This window comes from Cuniculiplasma divulgatum, from assembly GCF_900083515.1.
GTDB classification, from domain to species: Archaea; Thermoplasmatota; Thermoplasmata; order Thermoplasmatales; family Thermoplasmataceae; genus Cuniculiplasma; species Cuniculiplasma divulgatum.
On the sequence record NZ_LT671858.1, the window covers coordinates 459,279 to 478,442 of the forward strand.

The 19,164-nt window shown below is 37.4% G+C and carries 18 protein-coding genes; 15 read left to right on the forward strand and 3 right to left on the reverse strand.

Going from position 1 to position 19,164, the window contains the following annotated elements; translation table 11 throughout:
* The first annotated feature begins 124 nt into the window (after positions 1–124).
* Complete coding sequence (locus CSP5_RS02310) at positions 125–607, forward strand: single stranded DNA-binding domain-containing protein (protein WP_021789965.1); 483 nt, start codon at positions 125–127, stop codon at positions 605–607.
* On the opposite strand, the gene CSP5_RS02315 is transcribed toward CSP5_RS02310, so the two are convergent.
* On the reverse strand, positions 604–2,361 hold the full coding sequence (locus tag CSP5_RS02315; RefSeq protein WP_148689570.1) for an ATP-dependent DNA ligase: 1,758 nt from the start codon (positions 2,359–2,361) through the stop codon (positions 604–606). The two genes, CSP5_RS02310 and CSP5_RS02315, sit on opposite strands and share 4 nt — an antisense overlap.
* 197 nt (positions 2,362–2,558) lie before the next feature.
* Between CSP5_RS02315 and CSP5_RS02320 the strand changes: the two genes are divergently transcribed.
* The gene (locus tag CSP5_RS02320) at positions 2,559–3,125 is read left to right on the forward strand and encodes a class I SAM-dependent methyltransferase (protein WP_148689571.1); all 567 of its coding nucleotides are present in this window, start codon (positions 2,559–2,561) and stop codon (positions 3,123–3,125) included.
* Here the strand turns inward: CSP5_RS02320 and CSP5_RS02325 are convergent.
* Positions 3,122–4,303, reverse strand: coding sequence for a cation:proton antiporter (locus CSP5_RS02325; protein ID WP_148689572.1), 1,182 nt, complete (start codon positions 4,301–4,303; stop codon positions 3,122–3,124). The genes CSP5_RS02320 and CSP5_RS02325 overlap by 4 nt on opposite strands.
* A gap of 512 nt (positions 4,304–4,815) precedes the next feature.
* Between CSP5_RS02325 and CSP5_RS02330 the strand changes: the two genes are divergently transcribed.
* From CSP5_RS02330 to CSP5_RS02380, 13 genes are all read left to right on the forward strand, one after another.
* A complete protein-coding gene (locus CSP5_RS02330) occupies positions 4,816–6,537 on the forward strand; it encodes an FAD-binding protein (protein WP_021789960.1) in 1,722 nt (573 codons plus the stop codon).
* Entirely contained in the window at positions 6,534–7,286 is a 753-nt protein-coding gene (locus CSP5_RS02335) for a succinate dehydrogenase/fumarate reductase iron-sulfur subunit (RefSeq protein WP_021789959.1), read from the forward strand. Before CSP5_RS02330 ends, CSP5_RS02335 begins: the two co-directional genes overlap by 4 nt.
* Positions 7,287–8,036: a hypothetical protein gene (locus CSP5_RS02340; RefSeq protein ID WP_021789958.1), complete on the forward strand. Its 750-nt coding sequence runs from the start codon at positions 7,287–7,289 to the stop codon at positions 8,034–8,036.
* A 5-nt stretch (positions 8,037–8,041) separates the two neighbouring features.
* Positions 8,042–8,212 carry a hypothetical protein gene (locus CSP5_RS09665; RefSeq protein WP_171970414.1) on the forward strand — a complete coding sequence of 57 codons (171 nt, stop codon included), beginning with the start codon at positions 8,042–8,044 and terminating at the stop codon, positions 8,210–8,212.
* Between the two features lie 72 nt (positions 8,213–8,284).
* Positions 8,285–8,494: a hypothetical protein gene (locus tag CSP5_RS02345; RefSeq protein ID WP_172399377.1), complete on the forward strand. Its 210-nt coding sequence runs from the start codon at positions 8,285–8,287 to the stop codon at positions 8,492–8,494.
* A gap of 12 nt (positions 8,495–8,506) precedes the next feature.
* Positions 8,507–9,487: a mechanosensitive ion channel family protein gene (locus tag CSP5_RS02350; protein ID WP_148689574.1), complete on the forward strand. Its 981-nt coding sequence runs from the start codon at positions 8,507–8,509 to the stop codon at positions 9,485–9,487.
* Positions 9,488–9,686: 199 nt separating this feature from the next.
* Positions 9,687–9,995, forward strand: a complete 309-nt coding sequence (locus CSP5_RS09670) for a hypothetical protein (protein WP_021789954.1) — start codon at positions 9,687–9,689, stop codon at positions 9,993–9,995.
* Positions 9,996–10,267: 272 nt separating this feature from the next.
* Positions 10,268–10,939 (forward strand): nucleotidyl transferase AbiEii/AbiGii toxin family protein, encoded by a 672-nt coding sequence (locus CSP5_RS02355; RefSeq protein WP_077075945.1) that lies wholly within the window; start codon positions 10,268–10,270, stop codon positions 10,937–10,939.
* A gap of 359 nt (positions 10,940–11,298) precedes the next feature.
* Positions 11,299–12,951 (forward strand): thiamine pyrophosphate-dependent enzyme, encoded by a 1,653-nt coding sequence (locus CSP5_RS02360; protein WP_077075946.1) that lies wholly within the window; start codon positions 11,299–11,301, stop codon positions 12,949–12,951.
* Positions 12,952–12,991: 40 nt separating this feature from the next.
* Positions 12,992–13,777, forward strand: a complete 786-nt coding sequence (locus CSP5_RS02365; RefSeq protein WP_077075947.1) for a DNA adenine methylase — start codon at positions 12,992–12,994, stop codon at positions 13,775–13,777.
* Positions 13,778–13,853: 76 nt separating this feature from the next.
* Entirely contained in the window at positions 13,854–14,327 is a 474-nt protein-coding gene (gene purE, locus CSP5_RS02370; RefSeq protein ID WP_148689575.1) for a 5-(carboxyamino)imidazole ribonucleotide mutase, read from the forward strand.
* Positions 14,305–15,417 carry a 5-(carboxyamino)imidazole ribonucleotide synthase gene (locus tag CSP5_RS02375; RefSeq protein WP_241869830.1) on the forward strand — a complete coding sequence of 371 codons (1,113 nt, stop codon included), beginning with the start codon at positions 14,305–14,307 and terminating at the stop codon, positions 15,415–15,417. Before purE ends, CSP5_RS02375 begins: the two co-directional genes overlap by 23 nt.
* A 42-nt stretch (positions 15,418–15,459) precedes the next feature.
* Positions 15,460–17,829, forward strand: a complete 2,370-nt coding sequence (locus CSP5_RS02380; protein ID WP_148689576.1) for a glycoside hydrolase family 15 protein — start codon at positions 15,460–15,462, stop codon at positions 17,827–17,829.
* On the opposite strand, the gene CSP5_RS02385 is transcribed toward CSP5_RS02380, so the two are convergent.
* A complete protein-coding gene (locus tag CSP5_RS02385) occupies positions 17,821–19,155 on the reverse strand; it encodes an MFS transporter (protein ID WP_148689577.1) in 1,335 nt (444 codons plus the stop codon). The genes CSP5_RS02380 and CSP5_RS02385 overlap by 9 nt on opposite strands.
* Positions 19,156–19,164: the final 9 nt, after the last annotated feature.

The window sequence follows — 19,164 nt, forward strand, 5'->3', positions numbered from 1 at the left end:
ATTCATGAAATTAAGGGCTTTCAACCGAATTAATTCAAATGAAGAATGTTAACTCAAATTAACGCATTAATATAAATACGAGTAAGGAATACTATTCAGTCCGAAAGGACGGGACGTAAACCATATGGAAGGAATTACCAAAATAAAGGACCTTACACCTGAGTCGAGAAGAGTAAATGTTCTTGCTAAGGTCATAGAGATAGGCGAGCCAAAAGAGATAAACACAAGATTCGGAGAATCAAAATCCGTAACTGAGGTTGTTGTAGGAGACGACACTGGAAAGATAAAGCTATCCCTCTGGGGAGAACAGGCTGCATCTGTAAAGGATGGATCTACACTTCATGTTGATAACGGATACATTTCATTGGTCAGAGGCCAGATGAGATTAAACGTTGGAAAATATGGAAACCTTAACGAATCCGAGGAAGCTGTTGAAGAAGTTAACAGTGAAAATGACATGAGCGAAAAAGTTTATGAAAACACTAACTTCAGAAGAGGCGGTACTGGCGGCGGTTTCAGAAGAAACGGCGGTGGATACGGCGGAAACAGCGGTGGAAGGAGAGAGTACGGCTCCAGAGATAATTACAGAAACGAAGATAGAGATTAATTACTATCTTCCTTATAACTAGTTTTTTTCTGCATTTTAAATAATTCATAAATTTCTACAGAGGATGTACAATCTTCTACTTTTTTATCAGTTCTCCAGGTACCAGTAAATCTTGGAAATCTTATGGCAAGGCCATTTTTACCAACCAGTTCTTTTGCACATGTATGAACAGGGCTCAATGTTATTTCAGCACCCTTAATCTGAATCACCTTTTCAGGGTATATCCAAGCATCTGGCATCATTTCTGAATCAACATTTGATGGTTTTTTATCTGTGATGAGACTCGAGAATATCACCTTCATTTCAGAAAGATTTTCATCAGTGAATCCAGACCCAATCTTACATACTGATTCAAACATATCACGTTCCTTATTATAAGAAGCCAAAAGAAGTGCACCGAAGCTACCTTTTCTGCGTCCATGTCCGTAGAATGCACCTACTACTACCAGGTCCAGTGTATCTGAGATTTCATTCTGATAATCTCTCTTAAATTTTATCCACAACCATCCCCTGTTTCCAGCCCTGTAAATGGAATTTTCCTGCACACTCTTTGCGACTATTCCCTCACATCCTGATTCTATGGAAGTTTCAAAGAATTTTTCTGCTTCCTCTGAACTCTTAGATATTATCTGTGTTGCAAATTTCAGGCGATCATTTTCACCCACAGTTTCGAGTAACCTTTTCCTTCTTTCAGTATATGATTTCCCATTAAGAGGGACGCCATTAAGATAAATAATGTCAAAGAGAAAAACCATAATGGGTATCTCTTCCGAAACCTCCGGCAAATCGTATATTCTTCCTCTTCTCCTTGAAACATCCTGAAAAGGATAAATCTCTCCTGTTTCACTGTTAACCGGTACTGCCTCTCCGTCAAGGATCACAGTATCAGCATTTACCTTTCTGACAGCTTCAATAATTTCAGGAAACTGTTTTGTCGTTTCTTCATTTCCCCTTGAAAATGTCCTTATTTCATTTCCACGCTTGTGTATCTGTATCCTTAAGCCATCATACTTGTATTCTAAAGCTGCTATTCCACCAAGTTTTTCAATTATCTGAGTAAGGGACTGAAGCCTCTCAGCAAGCATTACTTTTATTGGTATGAACGGTGTAGGTCCTGCGCTTACATTTATTCTATCATTGAGCAAAAGATTAGCAACGTAAGCAGGATCAGGATGAAAATTGAAAGCATCCTCCACCTCAGATTGTTCTATTTCTGGTTTAAATGCCAGTCGGAGTGCAGTAATTATTGATGCATCTGAAACCCCGATTCTGAGGTTTCCTGTGATAATCCTTACAACATACTTTGCCTCTTTATTTGTTGACCGGATGAGGAAATCCTTTAACATAGCTGCCTTTGTTTCGCTAGTTCCTTGGCCCTTTAGTCTCGTAATCTTAAGGAGAAGTTCGTAAAACTCTTTAAGAGTTAGAGGCTCATTGAAGAATGAGGTTTGCTTTCCTCGGGAAAGTAATTGTTCGGCCACTTCCCCCAGATCCCCCAATGTTGAAATCAAAGATATTTCTTCTTTTTCATTTGCTCCGGTAAGGTATTCCAAAGCTTTCATGACGGTTTTCTCTGATATGCCAATCTCGAGTCCAGAGTAATCTGGTGCCACCTTTCCCTGAATAAGGTATGCAATAATATCCACTTCATCTCTGTGCTCCAGAAATAACTGTTTCATAATCTCATTCATTTCCAGTCTTTTTGGTGTACCAGATATTCTGTCGAGATAATCCACAAACTCAGAGAGTAACATTAGTGAGGTTAATTCAAAAGGCATAAAAAAGTTATCCTGTATGGATGTTATTTTAATGTTTTTACTCGAAATTTATGGCATGGACCTGTATTTTTGCTATCATGCAGTGATATAAAATTAACTTTACTCAGTGCATTAAACAATTTCGGCTAACAGATACTCGCAAAGGATTAATAGGCATTTAAACATTGAAAGTTATGGATCATCATCACCACGGACACGAATTCGATTATGATAGAATGGCAGAAATGAGAGAAAAAACCATAGACGTGCAAAGTGTCATAGATTTCATGCACATAAAACAAGGCGAACGAATAGCAGATGTTGGTTCCGGAGATGGATACTATTCAATGCTTCTGGCACCTAAATGTTCAAAGGTATATTCTATAGATATAAGTAAGAATGGAATAGAAAGAGAAAATAAAAAGATAAAAGAAAAAAAGATCCTAAATGTGGAGACAATTCTAGAAGATATGTGTAAAATGGAAAAAATTCCAGAGGTAGACAGAGTTTTCTTTTCAACCAGTTTTCATGACTTTCCCTGTATGGATGAAATTATCCAGAAATTTTCACAAAAGAATAAACCAGTTTTTACACTGTTAGAATTCAAGAAAGATTCAACATTAGGTCCACCATCAGAAATAAAGCTATCACCAGAAGAACTTAATGCCATATTTTCAAGGAATAACTATGTGAGAAGTGATATAAAGTTCTTCGATCATCACTACATAGCAAATTATTCGTTCCACAAATCTACGAACTAGATCTTAACACCAAATCTTTCCTGTTCCATAAGAATGTTATCCTGCTGGTTTCTCAAAAGAAATGAGAATATAACTGAAACTATAATCGTTGCAAAAATTGCTGCTGAATATTGGTTTGAATTAAGGATGTTCGCTTCAAGGGCTATAGTAGCGATAATGACTCCCACCGCACCTCTTCCTCCTAATATTCCTGATGAAACTCTCCCAGAACCTTTTGAGAAGAATTTTCTTCCAGCATAATAATCAAGAAATCCTCCAATTAGAATTGTTATGATTATAAGAAGTGTCATTTCTCCCAGTGAGTTAAAGGTTGGAAGGATGGCTTCCATTCCGGCTATGCTGAAAAAAAGAGGTATGAAGAAGCTATCATTCAACCGTCCCAGTGTTCTTGTAATAATCCCAAGAAGTTCTTTTCCTATTATGACGTCGCTGATAAGTATACCTGCAAAGAAAGCACCAAGAACATATGATATACCTATCTCATCCAGGAGAGACGCGACTATGAGTCCAGATAAGATTATGCTACCAAATACAAGTTTTTCACTTTTAGACTGGTACCTTAGTCTTTCAAAGAAAGCCATGACCGTTTTTGAATTTTTTCTTAAATAATGATCTGCCAGAAATATCAATATGAGAAAAACTACAATCGACACAAGCTCGTAATTCAATCTTTTAAGGTCTACTATTGCTGAAAGAATAATGAATGCAATTATATCTGTGAATATAACAGATGCAAGAATGGAGTTTCCCATTTCGTATTTCATCAGGTCATATTTATTCAAGAGCACTGAAATAATGGAGATTGATGGCACTCCTATGGACACGGCAAGTATAATATCTGATGCCCCAAATTTTCCATAGAAAATCTTCAAGAAAAGAAGCATAATTAGTAGAGGAATTATGAAACTCGTAGTCGAAAGTAAGATCCCTTTTTTAACATTCCTGACCAGTGTATAGGTTGTTGACTCAACCCCTATAAGAAGAACTATGAAGAACAAAGAAATTTCTGAAATCCCCGTTATTATGGAACTTGGTAAAACAAGATCTAGAACAGCTTTTCCAAGGATAAACCCGGCTATTAGTTCACCAATAACTGAAGGTAAGCCGTAATATTCGAAAACACTTCCCATAATTATGGCAAGAAGCAAAAGTACGAATATTGAAAGTAAAAATGTCATCTATCGTTCTTAAATTGGTAACTCCCTTATAAAATATTATACACAATAAAGTTGTACTTTTTTAGTCCAGGATAAAGATTATACTTGTTTACACGCTGAAAATGAATCGGATGAAAAGTATGTGAAAGTTCTTTAATTTACAAGCTCTTTTCCAGTTCTGATATTAGATATGAAAAAGAATGGATAATATCTCTATTCACACATGTCAAATTCATCATCTCACCTGAAAGGACGTCAGGAAAAAATTATTTTCTGACAAAAAAATAAACACACTTTCTGTTTCATAAGGAAAGCCACTCTGTCAGTTAGAACTAAAAAATATAAAAATATACTCAGGCTGATAAAGAAGGTTAGAAAACAGCATATTAAAAACTAACTTATGATTTCAATCTAATAGTAATTTTCATCACATAAAAACTCTAAATTACTCGCAAAAGCACTATATAAGTATTTAGAAATTATAAAAAATTTATACCGATGAAATAATACACATAAGGTTTAGGTGAAATTTAATGAACAATGAGGTTGAAACCGTCGAGGCAGATGTTCTTATTATCGGTGCCGGCGGCGCAGGAATGAGGGCAGCTATCTCCGTAAATGATGCAGGTTTGAAGCCTGTAATGGTTACAAAATCACTTCTTGGCAAGGCTCACACCGTTATGGCTGAAGGTGGAATTGCCTGTGCTCTGGGAAACGTGGATCCGAAGGATAACTGGATGGTTCACTATGGTGATATAATAGAGGAAGGAGTATACATATCTAACTGGAAAATGGCCGAAATTTTGGGAAAAGAGGCACCTGACAGGGTTCTCGAACTGGAAAGATATGGAGCACTTTTCGACAGGACACCTGATGGCAGGATAATGCAGAGGGCATTTGGAGCTCACACATACAGAAGACTGGCACATATTGGTGATAGAACAGGATTAGAACTCATAAAGACATTGGAAGATCAGGTACTGCACAGAAATATTCCGTTCTACGATGAAATGTATATTGTGGACCTTATAAGGAAGGATAACAAGATCATAGGAGCATACGGAATAAAGATGAATACTGGTAAGACATTTGTATTCAGGGCAAAATCAGTAGTCATAGCAACTGGTGGTTCCGGAAGAGTTTATAAGGTAACATCCAACTCATGGGAATCAACAGGTGATGGTATTGGTATGGCATACAGGGCTGGAGTAATCCTCAGAGACATGGAAATGATACAGTTCCACCCAACAGGAATGGTATACCCACCTGGAGTAAAAGGTCTTCTTGTGACGGAAGGAGTAAGAGGAGAAGGGGGGATTTTACTGAATTCAAAGGGTGAGAGATATATGCTGAAATATTCTCCACAAAAGAAAGAACTTGATGCTAGAGATGTTGTTGCAAGAGCAAATTACAAAGAAATAATGGAAGGTAGGGGAACAGAACATGGAGGTGTTTATCTTGACATATCTCAAAAAGGTGCAGACTTTATCAAGCACAAACTTCCAGCCATGTATCAGCAGTTTCTTGAGTTTGCTGGTGTAGATATAACAAAGGAAAAGATGGAAGTTGCACCAACTGTCCATTATATGATGGGTGGAATTGAAGTTGATGCAGAAACAGAAAGAACAAACCTTGAAAATCTTTTTGCTGCGGGAGAGGTAGCATCAGGTCTCCACGGAGCCAACAGACTGGGAGGCAACTCTCTTGCAGATATTCTCGTTTTCGGTAAAAGGGCAGGAGATTCAGCAGTTAATTATGCACGAAGCTCAAAATTCGAGGATATACCTGAGGAGGAAATTGAAAAAATTAGAGCTTATGTAATGCACTTCTTTAAGGAAGATGGGAAGAACCCATACGATCTCATAGACAGACTTACAACATGTATGAGTGAAAATGTAGGTATAATGAGGGATGAGGAACATCTGCAGAAGGCAATCAAGATAATCAAGGATTTAAAGGAAGAATTCAAGGAAGTTGGTACAAAGGGTGGAGTTAGATACAACCATGGATTACTGGGTTGTCTCGAACTTGGCAATATGTTGGTCTCCTGCGAGGCAATTGCAACATGCGCTTCCATGAGGAAGGAAAGCAGGGGTGCCCATGCGAGATCAGACTTTCCTAAGAAAGACCCAGCATGGAAAGCCAATATAATAACATACATGGATGAACAGGGAAACATGAATTTTGAGGTAAAACCGGCGGCAGAAATGCCAGAGGAATATAAGGCATATGTAAAGCCAGAGGTGTATGAATGAGCGATGATATAAGCGTGAAAGTATTCAGGTTCGATCCTGAAACAGAAAAGGAAGGGAAGTTTGTAGAATACAAGGTTCCTTATGTTGATGGAATGGTTGTTCTTGATACAGTAAGGTATGTTGAAGAGAAAATAGACCCAACCATTTCAATAAGATGGAACTGCAAGGCAGGTAAATGCGGTTCATGCTCTGCAGAGATAAATGGAAGGCCTTCCTTGATGTGCAAGACCAGGGTTGATGAAGTTGGAAAAAACATCACCGTTGCGCCAATGGCAGCATTTCCATTGATAAAGGATCTTGTTACGGATGTCTCAAAGAACTGGGAAATTGCAAGAAAGATTCCAATGTTTACACCAAAGGAAGGTCTTGAAAAACCATGGAGAATTAATCCTAAAGATGTGGAAAGGTCCAAGGAATTTAAGAGATGTATAGAGTGTTTTCTCTGCATGGATGTATGCCACGTTGTCAGGGAACATTTCACACCATATTTTGGGCCAAGACACATTGTAAAGGCGGCCTCATGGGATATGCATCCTCTGGATGGACTGGATAGATCCCGGATGCTCAATGAAGAGGGTGGAATGGGATATTGCAATATAACTAAATGCTGTACTGAAGTATGTCCAGAGCACATAAAAATAACTGATAATGCAATCATTCAAGAAAAGGAAAGAGCCGTAGACAGGCAGTACGATCCAATAGCAATGTTGATCAAGAACAGAAGACATAAGGAGAAGGTGGTGAAATAAATGTCATTTAGCACAAAGGATGAAACAAAATTAGAAAAGATAACAAGGTTTCCAAGAGAGTTCGGAGAATTGAGATTCTGGTCATTCGTACTGCTGGCACTGCTGGCCATATACCTGATGACTGAGTTTGCATTACCAAAGCCTGTTCAGGGATTGACAGATCCATTCTATTCACCAACAATCCTTGTACTTCCTCTGGTGGCAGGATTCAGGGCTACATGCTACGCTTACAGGAAAGATTACCACAGACATCTTTTCAGACACCCAGTGGCGTGTGAAGTCTCAAATTTCAAGAATGTATCAAAGAAAACAGATCTGGTTGGTGAAAAGAGAGGTAGATTATATTCAGGTGAAACAAATATTTTCAGGCTTGAGAACCTTCACAGATATTTCTGGTACACTGCAGTTGCAATTCTTCCATTCTTCTATTATGATATCTATGTAGCCCTTGCCTACAAGGGAACATTCACACTTGGTGCGCTCCTATTGATCATCAACACAGCTTTGGTTACAGTATATACATTCTCATGCCACTTCTTCAGACATGTAACAGGCGGAAATGTAGACTGCTACAGCTGTCCAGTGAATAAGAAGAGTGCAAGGAGATCATTCTTTAACGGCATATCAAAGCTGAACGATCATCACGAGATATTTGCATGGATGAGTCTTGCCTCATTCTTCCTGGTTGACCTATATATAAGGGGAGTAGCCGCTGGTCTTGGCATTAATATACTCCTGTTCAGGTTGTGATCCAAATGGGAAAATACATGAAGTCAGCATGGAGATATCCACTATTCTTCCTGGGATTATTCCTGATAGAAATAGGAGGAGTCTACTATAAGTTCATTGCACAAAACCTCACAAACACAGAGTATTTCGTAATAGCAGGATTTGTAATATTTTTAATTTCACTCATAACACCATAATCTTTTATTTTTTTATTTTATTGATTTTACAGTTTAATGAATAGATTTTATAGCATAAACGAATCAACGAATATGAATGTCATTGACCTGGTGGGAAAAAATGTTAGATTCCTAATTCTAGGGCAGTACCAGGAGAGTCTTACGCCTGAGCTATATATGAAGGGCAGGTTAGTTGGTGTGGATCAGGCAGTATATATAATAGAAACTGACAATCAGGATAAGTCAGGAAAGCAAACAATCTGTGTTCCAATGTCTCAGTGCATTGTATCTACAACCGACTAGTGATAATTCAACATGAAAAGCCAGACAAACCTGATGTATTCCTTTTCTTTTTTCCTTCTATTTGGATTTTTACTGGATGTATTAAATTTACCATATCTTGTAAAAAAAGCCCAATTATTCTATTTGGCAGCCTACTATTCAGTGGAGATTTTTCCTATTTACTTAAGGTATGAATTATCAAAGTACGGTACAATTTTACAAGTAATAATATCTCTAGCCATCGCCTTAGTTCTCATATTTCAAATAAGGAAGATGATGAGACTCCGATCCTCCATAAGAGGAAACACATTGCGATATGTATTTATCAACTATGTGATAAATATCATTGCATACTTCATAATTTTTGTCGTGATCCTCTCAGCACTTGGCATTAATATTGATTCCTTACTTACAAGCAGCATACTTCTTGCCGCTTTAATTGCACTTGCCGGTCAGAGTCTTATAGGGAATATACTGGGAGGTATAATGATGGAAATCTCAAAACCTTTCAAACCTGGTGATAATGTGTGGATATTTCCGTGGAGCAGTTCAAGCTCCCTAATGGGACTTCAATTGGCTGTATTCTTTCAGAAATATTACTCAAAGGATGTGTTATATGTACAGGGAATAAGGGGGAAGGTTATTGATATCACTATGAATTATACAAAAATATTAGCTGACGATGGGGAAACAATAAACGTACCCAATGCTGTGGTAGCTTTAGGGGCATTTCAACTGGGTCCTAAGAGCGGAAGCTTTGCCATAAGATATGAGGTGCCAAAACATGTCACGCCAGATGAACTTAGGAAAAACGTTTTTGAAGTTACAGAAAGTATGGGAATAGAGAAAAAAGATCAAAGATTTTTGGTAGATGAAACAACATTGAATACCTATCTAATCATGATAGAATTTCCAAAACTAAGGGATCAGAATCTCAGAACAAGGATTTTTGACAATCTCAGGTTAAGACTTGAGCCAATGAGAATATTCCCTGTTTCTGATAGAAACAGATAAAGTTAATTTAGATTTTTAACCTATTAAGCGTTCTGATTTAACTACTGTCTGATATTTTTGCCATGTCCCGGTCAACAGGCACAGGAAAGTTAACGTATCATTTCAGTATAACAATATTGTTATGTGAATATGACAAAAAAGGAGCTATCACCGTATAAAATTCGTGATATGGCATTAAATTCAGGCGTTGGCGTATTTAATGCACAGGAACTTTCTAATCTTATTAACAAGAAAAAAAAGTGTTGCACTAGTTTACATGAACAGACTGATTAAAAATGGTCTTGCAATTAGACTAAAAAATGGGAAAATATCATTCAATAAAGATGATTTTATTATAGCTTCTCAGTTGGTTTTTCCATCATATATATCATTAAATTCTGCACTACTATCCCATAAGATAACCTATCAGATTCCAGAATATATTGAGTGTGTAAACACAATTAATTCATATAATTATTACGGGTTAGGAATAATATACCACAAAATAAAGCCTGAATTATTTTTTTGATATAAAAGGTATGATAAAGGTGGAAGCTTTATATTCGTCGCAAATCCTGATAAGGCTGTATTTGATGGTTTATACCTCAAATTAATTTCTAAATTTGATATAATAGAATATAAAAGAGAAATAGATTTTTCAGAACTATTAGTACGTTTAAAAAATATGAAAATAAAAGGAATAACAAAAATTGAGGAGATTTTAAAATGCTCAGGAAGGATGAAATAATATCACTATCAAAACTGCATAATTTAAGACCATGGAAGGAATAAAAGAGGTTTATGCAAACATTAATATTAAATTCATTAGCAGATTTTCCGCTGGTATTTAAGGGTGGGACATACCTGTGGTTGTTTCACGGACTAAGGGGGTTTTCAGAGGATCTGGATTTTACTGTTGACGGAAAACTAATTGACAAAATACCGGAATTGACAAGCCATAGTATATCACTCATGGGCATAAGCAATGAATTAAAAATTATTAAAAATAATACTATTACACTATTTTACAGGATATTATCCCAGGGCCCTTTGTATACTGGAAATTTGGATAGTACACCGGTATACGTTGAAATGAGCAAGAGGGAAAAAGTAATAGATAAACCAATTGCATTAAGATTTAATTTTCCCGAATACAGTCTACCTGTGAGGATATTATCTGGAATGTCCCTGGACGAGGTTGCCTCAGAAAAATTAATGGATATATATACTAGGAAAAAAACTAGAGATATTTATGACTTATTCTTTTTAATTAAAATGAAAGGTACTAAATTCAACAGGGAGATGGTAGACAAAAAACTTGAATTTTATAATATGTCCTTTGATAAAGAATCATTCATTGAAGAAATCAAGAAACAGGAAGATTATTTCAACAAAGCACTGAATAATATAGTTATGGAAGAATTGCCCGACATTAAATATATTATTAAGGTTATAGGATCATGGTTGGATTAATAGTACTAAATTCAATTATGATTTAAAGTAATCACAGTTTCAAATCGTTTCAATGAATGTTTTTGAAATCAATAAAATGAATTTTGGTGCATTCAACTAATTTTAATTAAAAAAAACTGTTATCATCCCCTGAATTGAATATGGGGGCTAAAATGGTATTGACATTTTCTTCATAGTATCCTCTTCTGAGATCTGTTATGATAGCCGTGGCGGGTTTAAATGAGAATAAATCGGTAAAAGAAAGTGTATGCATCTTGAATTTAATTATTTTTTAGAGGTATAGAAATTACAAAAAAATTATGAATGCCAGTAAAAATTTTCTTCTTATAATTAATATACAATAATTAACATGTAGATTCATGGGAAAAACTACAGCTGAAGTCATAATCGATACATTATTTAATCTCGGAGTTGAAAGGATATACGGTATACCGGGGGACTCTTTAAATCCAGTAATGGATGCAATAAGAAAGAATGGAAAGATTCAATTTATTCAGGTAAGGCATGAAGAGGGGGCTGCCCTTGCTGCCTCCTTTGAGTCAAAGATATCTGGCAAGGTAACAGCCTGTATGGGAACAAGTGGGCCAGGATCGATTCACCTTTTGAATGGTCTATACGATGCTAAAATGGATCATTCTTCAGTGATCGCATTGACTGGACAGGTAGAGACGGACTTAATTGGAACAGATTACTTTCAGGAAGTGAATCTGGGTTCAATCTTTCAGGATGTGTCAGTATACAGTACCGAAGTTCTTAATCCATCAAGTGCACAGGAAATAGCCAAAAGAGCATTCAGGGAGGCAAAATATCGTCATGGTGTGTCGCACCTTACACTTCCTGCTGATATAATGAGGTTACAATCTCAGTATAATGAACAGCTCATGGAGCAGTCACCGGAAACAGCTCAATACGATCCTGATCTTACTAAGGTTAAAAATATTATAGAAAAGTCCTCAAAACCAGTTTTATTCATTGGAAAAGGTGCAAGAGGATGCGGTGATAAGATTATGGATTTCTCTGAGAAAATAGGGGCACCCATAATTTATGCGCTTAATGGAAAGGGCATAGTTGATGACATGGACAAAAGAGTTGCAGGAAGTCTTGGTCTTCTTGGAACAAAACCGTCAATGAAGGCAGTTGAGGGAGCAGATCTTATTATAATGCTGGGTACATCTTATCCATATGTACAGTTCATACCAGAAAATCTCGTAACAGTACAGGTAGACACAGACCCCATATCCATAGGCAAGAGGAGAAGATCTGATATAGGAATTATATGTGACACAATGACTTTTCTCAATAAGATTGAGGTTAATCCGAAGGTTAAAAAATATTACAGTTCAATTGAATCAACAAAATCAGAGTGGATTGAGGCTTTGGAAAAGAAAGAGCATTATGATAGTGGTCTTATTCATCCAGAATCAGTACCAGCAATCATCTCAAGATATGCAGATAAAAATGCAACAGTTGTAGTAGATACAGGAAATGTTACGGTGTGGGGTGTTAGGAACTTCAGAACAACATCCGGAAGAAAATTTGTCTATTCTTCATGGCTGGGAAGCATGGGTATTGGCATTCCAGGAACTGTTGGAGCATCATTCTCATCAGAATCACAGGTTATAGGGCTTATAGGAGATGGTAGCTTTGCAATGTCAATGCCAGAACTTGTAACAATAAAGAAATATAAGAGACCAGTGAAGCTCTTCGTTTTCAACAATTCTGAACTTGGAATGATAAAATTTGAGGAGGAAGTCATGGGGTTCCCAAATTTTGGGACAGATCTTTTCCCACTAAATTTTGCAAGTATTGGAGAGGCAATTGGAATAAAATCCTTCCGGGTTGAAAAATATGATCAACTGGAGCCTGCCATAAGGGAAAGCCTCTCCATCAGGGATGAACCAACAATAGTTGATGTGGTCATAGATCCAGATGAAGCCCCAATGCCTCCCAAGCTGAATTTCAGTCAGGTAAAAGGTTATATAACATCACTGTTAAAGGAAAAGCTAGAATAAAAGCATAAGTCACTTTATACAATGATTAAATGCCAATATATTGACTGAAGCGATTATTTACGAGGAAGAATTTGAAGAAATCTCAGAAGATATTAGCAGATTTCTTCCCATGGAAATTAATCATTATATTGAACCCATCTGCGGCTCAATGGAAACATTCATAAATCTAAATCTAAAAAAACAACTACCATTTCCAGTACTATCTGATCCTGATAATAGCCTCATATCCATATATGAGTATGTAAAAGTTATGCCGGAAGAGTTTTATCAGGCCATGGAAAACAGTTACAGGGGAAGAACAAAAGGAGCACTTCTGGCATTGAGAAAGAGGTATAGGGAAATCATGAACCAGGGAACAATGGAAGAAGCAGCTATCTACCTACAGATAAACGTATTAAACGCAACGAGAAGTAAAAATTTAGGAATATTCGGAATTTTTAAAGATACGACACAAGGTAACAAAAAACGGGAATTTCCAACTGAAACCGAGATAGTTGAATTTTCCAGGATGCTCCAGAGAACAGCTATAAAGCGAGGCAGTTACAGGACCGTTAGGAGGGAATTATCTAAAAACGACTTCATATTTTTGAATCTTAGGAAACACAGAAGTGGATTCTATTCCAGTGATCGTAAAATAGAGCAGACAGGACAATTCAAAATTTTCATGGATGATTTAGAAATGTTTCAGAAAAAGAATATCCGTACTATAATAAAATTTCCAGCAAAATATAGACTAATTAATAATATCGGTATTCATGAGAGTGCTAACTTAAATAAAATCATTTTAGAAAAGAGCAAGAGTTATGAGATTTGGAAGAATTTTTGATGAATAATTATAAATTATATTGAAGTAATAAGACATAGGGTAATAGCAGAATAAAATTGCTCAAGAGGTGAAATATTTGTCGAAGGTTGCGGTTATAATGGGCAGTCAGTCAGACTACGAGGTTATGAAGGATGCATGTGAGGTTTTGCGATCATTTCAGGTGGATTGTGAATCAAAGGTTGTGTCAGCTCACAGAACTCCAAAGATGATGTATGAATTTGCAGAGAAGGCTAGTTCCAGAGGGATTGAAGTCATTATTGCAGGTGCAGGAGGCTCTGCCCATCTCCCTGGAATGGTGGCAGCGATTTCAAATCTGCCAGTTATAGGCGTCCCGGTAATGACAAAGGCACTCAATGGAATCGACTCGCTTCTTTCCATTGTTCAGATGCCGTCAGGAATTCCCGTTGCGACAGTTGCGATTAACAATTCTAAGAATGCTGCACTTCTGGCGGTAAGAATCCTATCTTTGAAGTATCCGGAACTTGCATTCAAGATGAGGAATTACATGGAAAAGGAAAGGGAAAGTGTTGAAAACACAAGATTACCATAAAACCATAGGAATAGCAGGTGCAGGACAGCTTGGAACAATGATGATACTTGAATCCAGAGGTTTGCCCATAAAATTCAATGTTTATTCTGAAAGCCAATCAGATCCTGCAGTTTCAATTGCAGATAGGTTCTATTCTTCGAATCAATACAAAGAATTTGTTGATGAAAGTGATATTGTCACCTTTGAATTTGAACATATAAACAGGAAACTCCTGGAATATGCAGAAAAAGAGGGAAAGTTAAGGCCATCATTAAAATCTGTAGAACTGAAAATGCAGAGGCATCTGGAGAAAGAATTCCTAAAATCTAGGAATTTTCCCGTAGGTGAATTCATGGTAGCCCATGGTGGAAAAAAGGCTCTTGAGTTAGCTCTTCCTATGGAAAAGTTCGTGATTAAAAGGTCAGAGGGTGGATACGATGGAAAGGGACAGTACTATTATTATGATATGAGCAACTTTCCCGTTGATTCTGAAGAAATTTTTGTGGTTGAAAAATTTGTGGAGTATGACAGTGAGGCTTCAATTATCTGTGCAAGAGATATTAACGGCAGCTTCTACTTCTATGAACCTTCCTATAATTTGAATAAAAGTGGGATTCTTATATGGAACAGTTCCCCTATAAATAATAATGAATTAAGATCACAAATGATTGAAATTTCAAGCAGACTCCTGAAAGAGCTAGAGTATGTTGGGGTAATGGGTATAGAGTTCTTTCTTACCAAGGATGGTCCACTAATAAATGAATACGCACCGAGGGTTCATAATACTGGTCACCACACACTCATGGGTTCAAGCTATTCGCAGTTCGAGATGCATGTTAGATGTGTAATGGGACTTCCAGTGTCTCAGCCTTCAACATATGTTCCATCGGGTATAGTTAACATTATTGGACTCTCGTTAAGTGACATCCAGTTGAATGATATACTGAAACTTGGAAATACAAGGGTTTACGATTACAGAAAGAAAGAGGTCAGAAAAAAGAGAAAGATGGGTCATGTCTGTTTGACTGCGGACAGCAATGAGGAACTTAAAGAACACATTGAAAACGTCCTTAAGATCATATATAAAAGTGATATGAACCAGTATATTTGATCATAAGCGATCAATATTTAATATGGGGAAGGATAATGAAAGATGAATTCAGGGGAAGCGTTTGGAAAGCCAGGCATACCACCTAAATGGACGTCAAGTGCAAAGGAAGGAGTCGGAACTTCCCTGAGGAGATGCTCAAGACTCCATTTTACAGTTTCACATGGAATAGTAAATGAGGTATATTATCCCGGGGTGGATATTGCCCAGATCAGGGATCATCAGCTTCTCATAACAGATGGAAAATTTTTTTTTGAGGAAAGAAGGGGAACATCTCATAGCATTCAGTGGATAAAATCAGGGATTCCGGCCTATAGAATAGTTAATGACGATAAGGATCTAAGGTTTAAAGTAGAAAAGACAGTATTTATTGATAGCGAGAATGATGTCCTTGTACAGCATGTTGTATTCATCAAAAATGATCAAAAGGATAACATCTCCATTTACTCTCTACTCTCCCCACACTTGATGAATGGAGGAATGGGTAATACTGCGTGGAACGGGAACTACAAGGGAAGAAGAATGCAATTCGCATCGAAGGGTGGAATTTTCATGGCCCTTTTTATTCCCGAAGTTTCAGGCAAAATGAGCTGTGGTTTTTCAGGGTATTCAGACGGATTCCAGGATATAGCAAATAATAAAACCATGACCTATGAATTCAGTTCAGCCACTGATGGCAATGTGGCAATAACAACTGAAATACTGCTTGAAAAGCAAAACTCATTTAACATGTACATAGCATTCGGAACCACTATGGAGGAGGCTGCTCTTAAGGTACTAAAATCCAGCAACCTAAACTGGGAAAGCATTCTTAACGATTATGTGCAGCACTGGGTGACATATAAAAAGTACAGTGCAAAGAATATTCTTGTAAAGAAAAAATATGATCTGCTAGAGCCAAGTCTTGCAGTAATAAGAACACATGTTTCAAAGGAGCCTCTGGCAGGTGGAATTATAGCGAGCCTTTCCATCCCATGGGGAAACTTCAAGGGTGATGATGATCTTGGTGGTTATCATCTCATATGGCCAAGGGACATGGTCGAGGCAGCGCAGGCACTTCTCATTCTAGGAGATATTGATGGTTCTGTGGACGCCCTGCGATATCTTCAATCAACTCAGGAATCCGATGGCCACTGGCCACAGAATATGTGGCTTAATGGGAAGCAGTACTGGGGAGGCATTCAGATGGATGAAACTGCCTTTCCAATAGTACTTTTATATAATCTGTGGAAGGGGGGATATGTAAAACTTGAAAACTTCAGCGATATGCTGATAAGGGCATTATCATTCATCGTTGCCAATGGTCCGGTTACTGATCAGGATAGATGGGAGGAGGATGGTGGATATTCAAGTTTTACCATAGCCGTTGAAATATCTGCCCTCTGCTATGGGTCTGAAATGATCGACCAGCTTGGTTTTCATGAAGAGTCTAACAAAATTCAGCTTGTAGCAGATATTTATAATAGCAACATCGAAAGATGGCTTTACAGAGAGAATTCTGACCTGGACAGTAAATATGGCGTTACAGGGCATTTTGTGAGGATATCACAGGTAGAAGAAGATATACAATCAAACGATTATATTCCAATAAAAAACAGGCCATGGTCTTCATCACTTGTGAAAACGGAGGAGACAGTTAGCACGGGAGTGTTATCACTTGTGAGATTTGGTTTAAGACCTCATGATCATGAAGGTATCATAAATACTGTTAAGATCATAGATGGTGAACTGAAGACAGAAACAAAATCTGGACCAGTATGGCACAGGTACAACCATGATGGATATGGAGAACACAATGACGGTACTGGCTTCAACGGTACAGGTCATGGTCGTGGATGGCCATTGCTCTCAGGAGAAAGAGCCCATTACGAAATTTCCAGAGGAAACATGAGTGAAGCGATACAGTTATTGCATACCATGGAAAGGGATGCTAACGTGGGTGGAATGATTCCTGAGCAGATATGGGATGGAGACGACATTCCAGAAAGAGGCCTCTATAATGGTCGCCCATCAGGTTCTGCAATGCCTCTTGTCTGGGCTCATGCTGAATATGTTAAACTCTGCTGGGCAATAGAAAATGGGAGGCCATTTGAAAGAAATGAAATCGCATATTCCAGATATGTGGAAAGAAAGATCAGGATAAATGAAGACATATGGAGCTTCAAAAATAAGATTAAAAGACTAAAATCGAAATCATCAATTATGTTTATTCTCGATGAGGATTGCTTCGTACGGTTGACAGGGAATAACTGGAAAGATATGAACGACATTCATTCAAAGAGTATGTTCAGTAAGGTTCACTACATTGAAGTTGATCTAACAACAATTAAAACTGAAACTCAGCTTGAATTTACATTCTTCTGGAAAAAAAGCAATAGATGGGAAGGTATGAACTATACAGTAGAGTTACTTTGAGGCAACTCCTACTCCTCTGGAAACACTGGTCTGATTTACCCCTGCCTTAATTTTCAATGACCCAATATAGCCAATTGCAACAATAAAGGCTGCAATCATGAAATCTCCTCCAAAGCCAAGATATATAACAATATATCCTGATATAAATGCTCCAATGATCTGCCCAACCCCAAGGATCGAATTATAATAACCAATTGCCCTTCCTCTGGTTTCCGTGTCAGCCATTGTGGTGACTGATGTTATCTGGGTTATGCTAATATAACTCCACACAAATCCCATGGCACCATAGATGAGTATGATCAGGATCATGTATCCAAACGAGTATAGTCCCATGAATGGAATTATGCTTGTGGCTGCAAAAACAACCATTCTTACCGCGAGAGGAATGTATATGGCCTTTTGCAAACTCCTTTTCTTTATATAGTTTCCCGATAGATTGAAGGAGACCACAGAAAAAGCACTGTTCAGTAGATACATTATGTAAACTATATCCTCTGTGGCATTGTATTTGTCTATGAGGAATACAGGATAGGGAGTGAAAAATGTTTGAAATCCAACCATGAGTAAACCACAGAGAATTATGTACATTATCAACGATCTGCTTGTTTTGACCCCTCTCTTTTTACCAAAAAGGCGCACTATGTGTACTACGTAAGATGGTGCATACCTTGTTCTTTCAAAACTTCTCACTGAGAATATATTCGGAATCCTTGATCTTCTAATTTTGGTGGAAGACTCCTTTAAGAGAAAATAGGCTAATATGAAGGCTACAAGGTAAATAAATGCAGAAATCAGGTAGATATCCTTCAGTATTTCAATAGATGATGGATTTCTCACAACTATAACAAGTCCAAGTGAAAGTCCCACAACCGTTCCTACGGTTGAAATTGCACTGAATACAGCCACAGTTTTGGACCATTGACTTTCAATTTCGTTCTCTATCACGAGAAGAGTGGATACAGGAACGGAGGCCATTGCAAAGAACTGATACACTACAAGTATCCCTATGTAGTCAAGGATGTTTGTTGTAAACATAATGAAAAAAAGAGATAGAAATGATCCCATGAAACCTATGAGAATAAATATTTTCCTTTTCTTCACATTATCAGATATATTTCCCCATAGAATGAGTGCAACCACAGAAGATAGGGATGAAAGAGATGATGCAATACCCACAAAGACAACATTCTGCCTGAAATACAGTGAAATGAAAAGAGGAATCATTGGTGTAAGGAGTCCCGCCGACATGTTTGAAAAAATGTACGCCAGATACCACAAACGCCACCTTCTGCTGTAGCTTACAGGATATTCACTTTGTTCGACCATCAGGTCACT

What these genes read in the sequence shown, in the direction of transcription:
- CSP5_RS02320 (WP_148689571.1), top strand. Translation starts at nt 2,559, where the DNA reads ATGGATCATCATCACCACGGACACGAATTCGATTATGATAGAATGGCA.
- CSP5_RS02310 (WP_021789965.1), top strand. Translation starts at nt 125, where the DNA reads ATGGAAGGAATTACCAAAATAAAGGACCTTACACCTGAGTCGAGAAGA.
- CSP5_RS02325 (WP_148689572.1), bottom strand. Translation starts at nt 4,303, where the DNA reads ATGACATTTTTACTTTCAATATTCGTACTTTTGCTTCTTGCCATAATT.
- CSP5_RS02340 (WP_021789958.1), top strand. Translation starts at nt 7,287, where the DNA reads ATGTCATTTAGCACAAAGGATGAAACAAAATTAGAAAAGATAACAAGG.
- CSP5_RS02350 (WP_148689574.1), top strand. Translation starts at nt 8,507, where the DNA reads ATGAAAAGCCAGACAAACCTGATGTATTCCTTTTCTTTTTTCCTTCTA.
- CSP5_RS02330 (WP_021789960.1), top strand. Translation starts at nt 4,816, where the DNA reads ATGAACAATGAGGTTGAAACCGTCGAGGCAGATGTTCTTATTATCGGT.
- CSP5_RS02385 (WP_148689577.1), bottom strand. Translation starts at nt 19,155, where the DNA reads ATGGTCGAACAAAGTGAATATCCTGTAAGCTACAGCAGAAGGTGGCGT.
- CSP5_RS02360 (WP_077075946.1), top strand. Translation starts at nt 11,299, where the DNA reads ATGGGAAAAACTACAGCTGAAGTCATAATCGATACATTATTTAATCTC.
- CSP5_RS02355 (WP_077075945.1), top strand. Translation starts at nt 10,268, where the DNA reads ATGCAAACATTAATATTAAATTCATTAGCAGATTTTCCGCTGGTATTT.
- CSP5_RS02345 (WP_172399377.1), top strand. Translation starts at nt 8,285, where the DNA reads ATGAATGTCATTGACCTGGTGGGAAAAAATGTTAGATTCCTAATTCTA.
- CSP5_RS09670 (WP_021789954.1), top strand. Translation starts at nt 9,687, where the DNA reads ATGCACAGGAACTTTCTAATCTTATTAACAAGAAAAAAAAGTGTTGCA.
- CSP5_RS09665 (WP_171970414.1), top strand. Translation starts at nt 8,042, where the DNA reads ATGGGAAAATACATGAAGTCAGCATGGAGATATCCACTATTCTTCCTG.
- CSP5_RS02315 (WP_148689570.1), bottom strand. Translation starts at nt 2,361, where the DNA reads ATGTTACTCTCTGAGTTTGTGGATTATCTCGACAGAATATCTGGTACA.
- CSP5_RS02380 (WP_148689576.1), top strand. Translation starts at nt 15,460, where the DNA reads ATGAATTCAGGGGAAGCGTTTGGAAAGCCAGGCATACCACCTAAATGG.
- CSP5_RS02335 (WP_021789959.1), top strand. Translation starts at nt 6,534, where the DNA reads ATGAGCGATGATATAAGCGTGAAAGTATTCAGGTTCGATCCTGAAACA.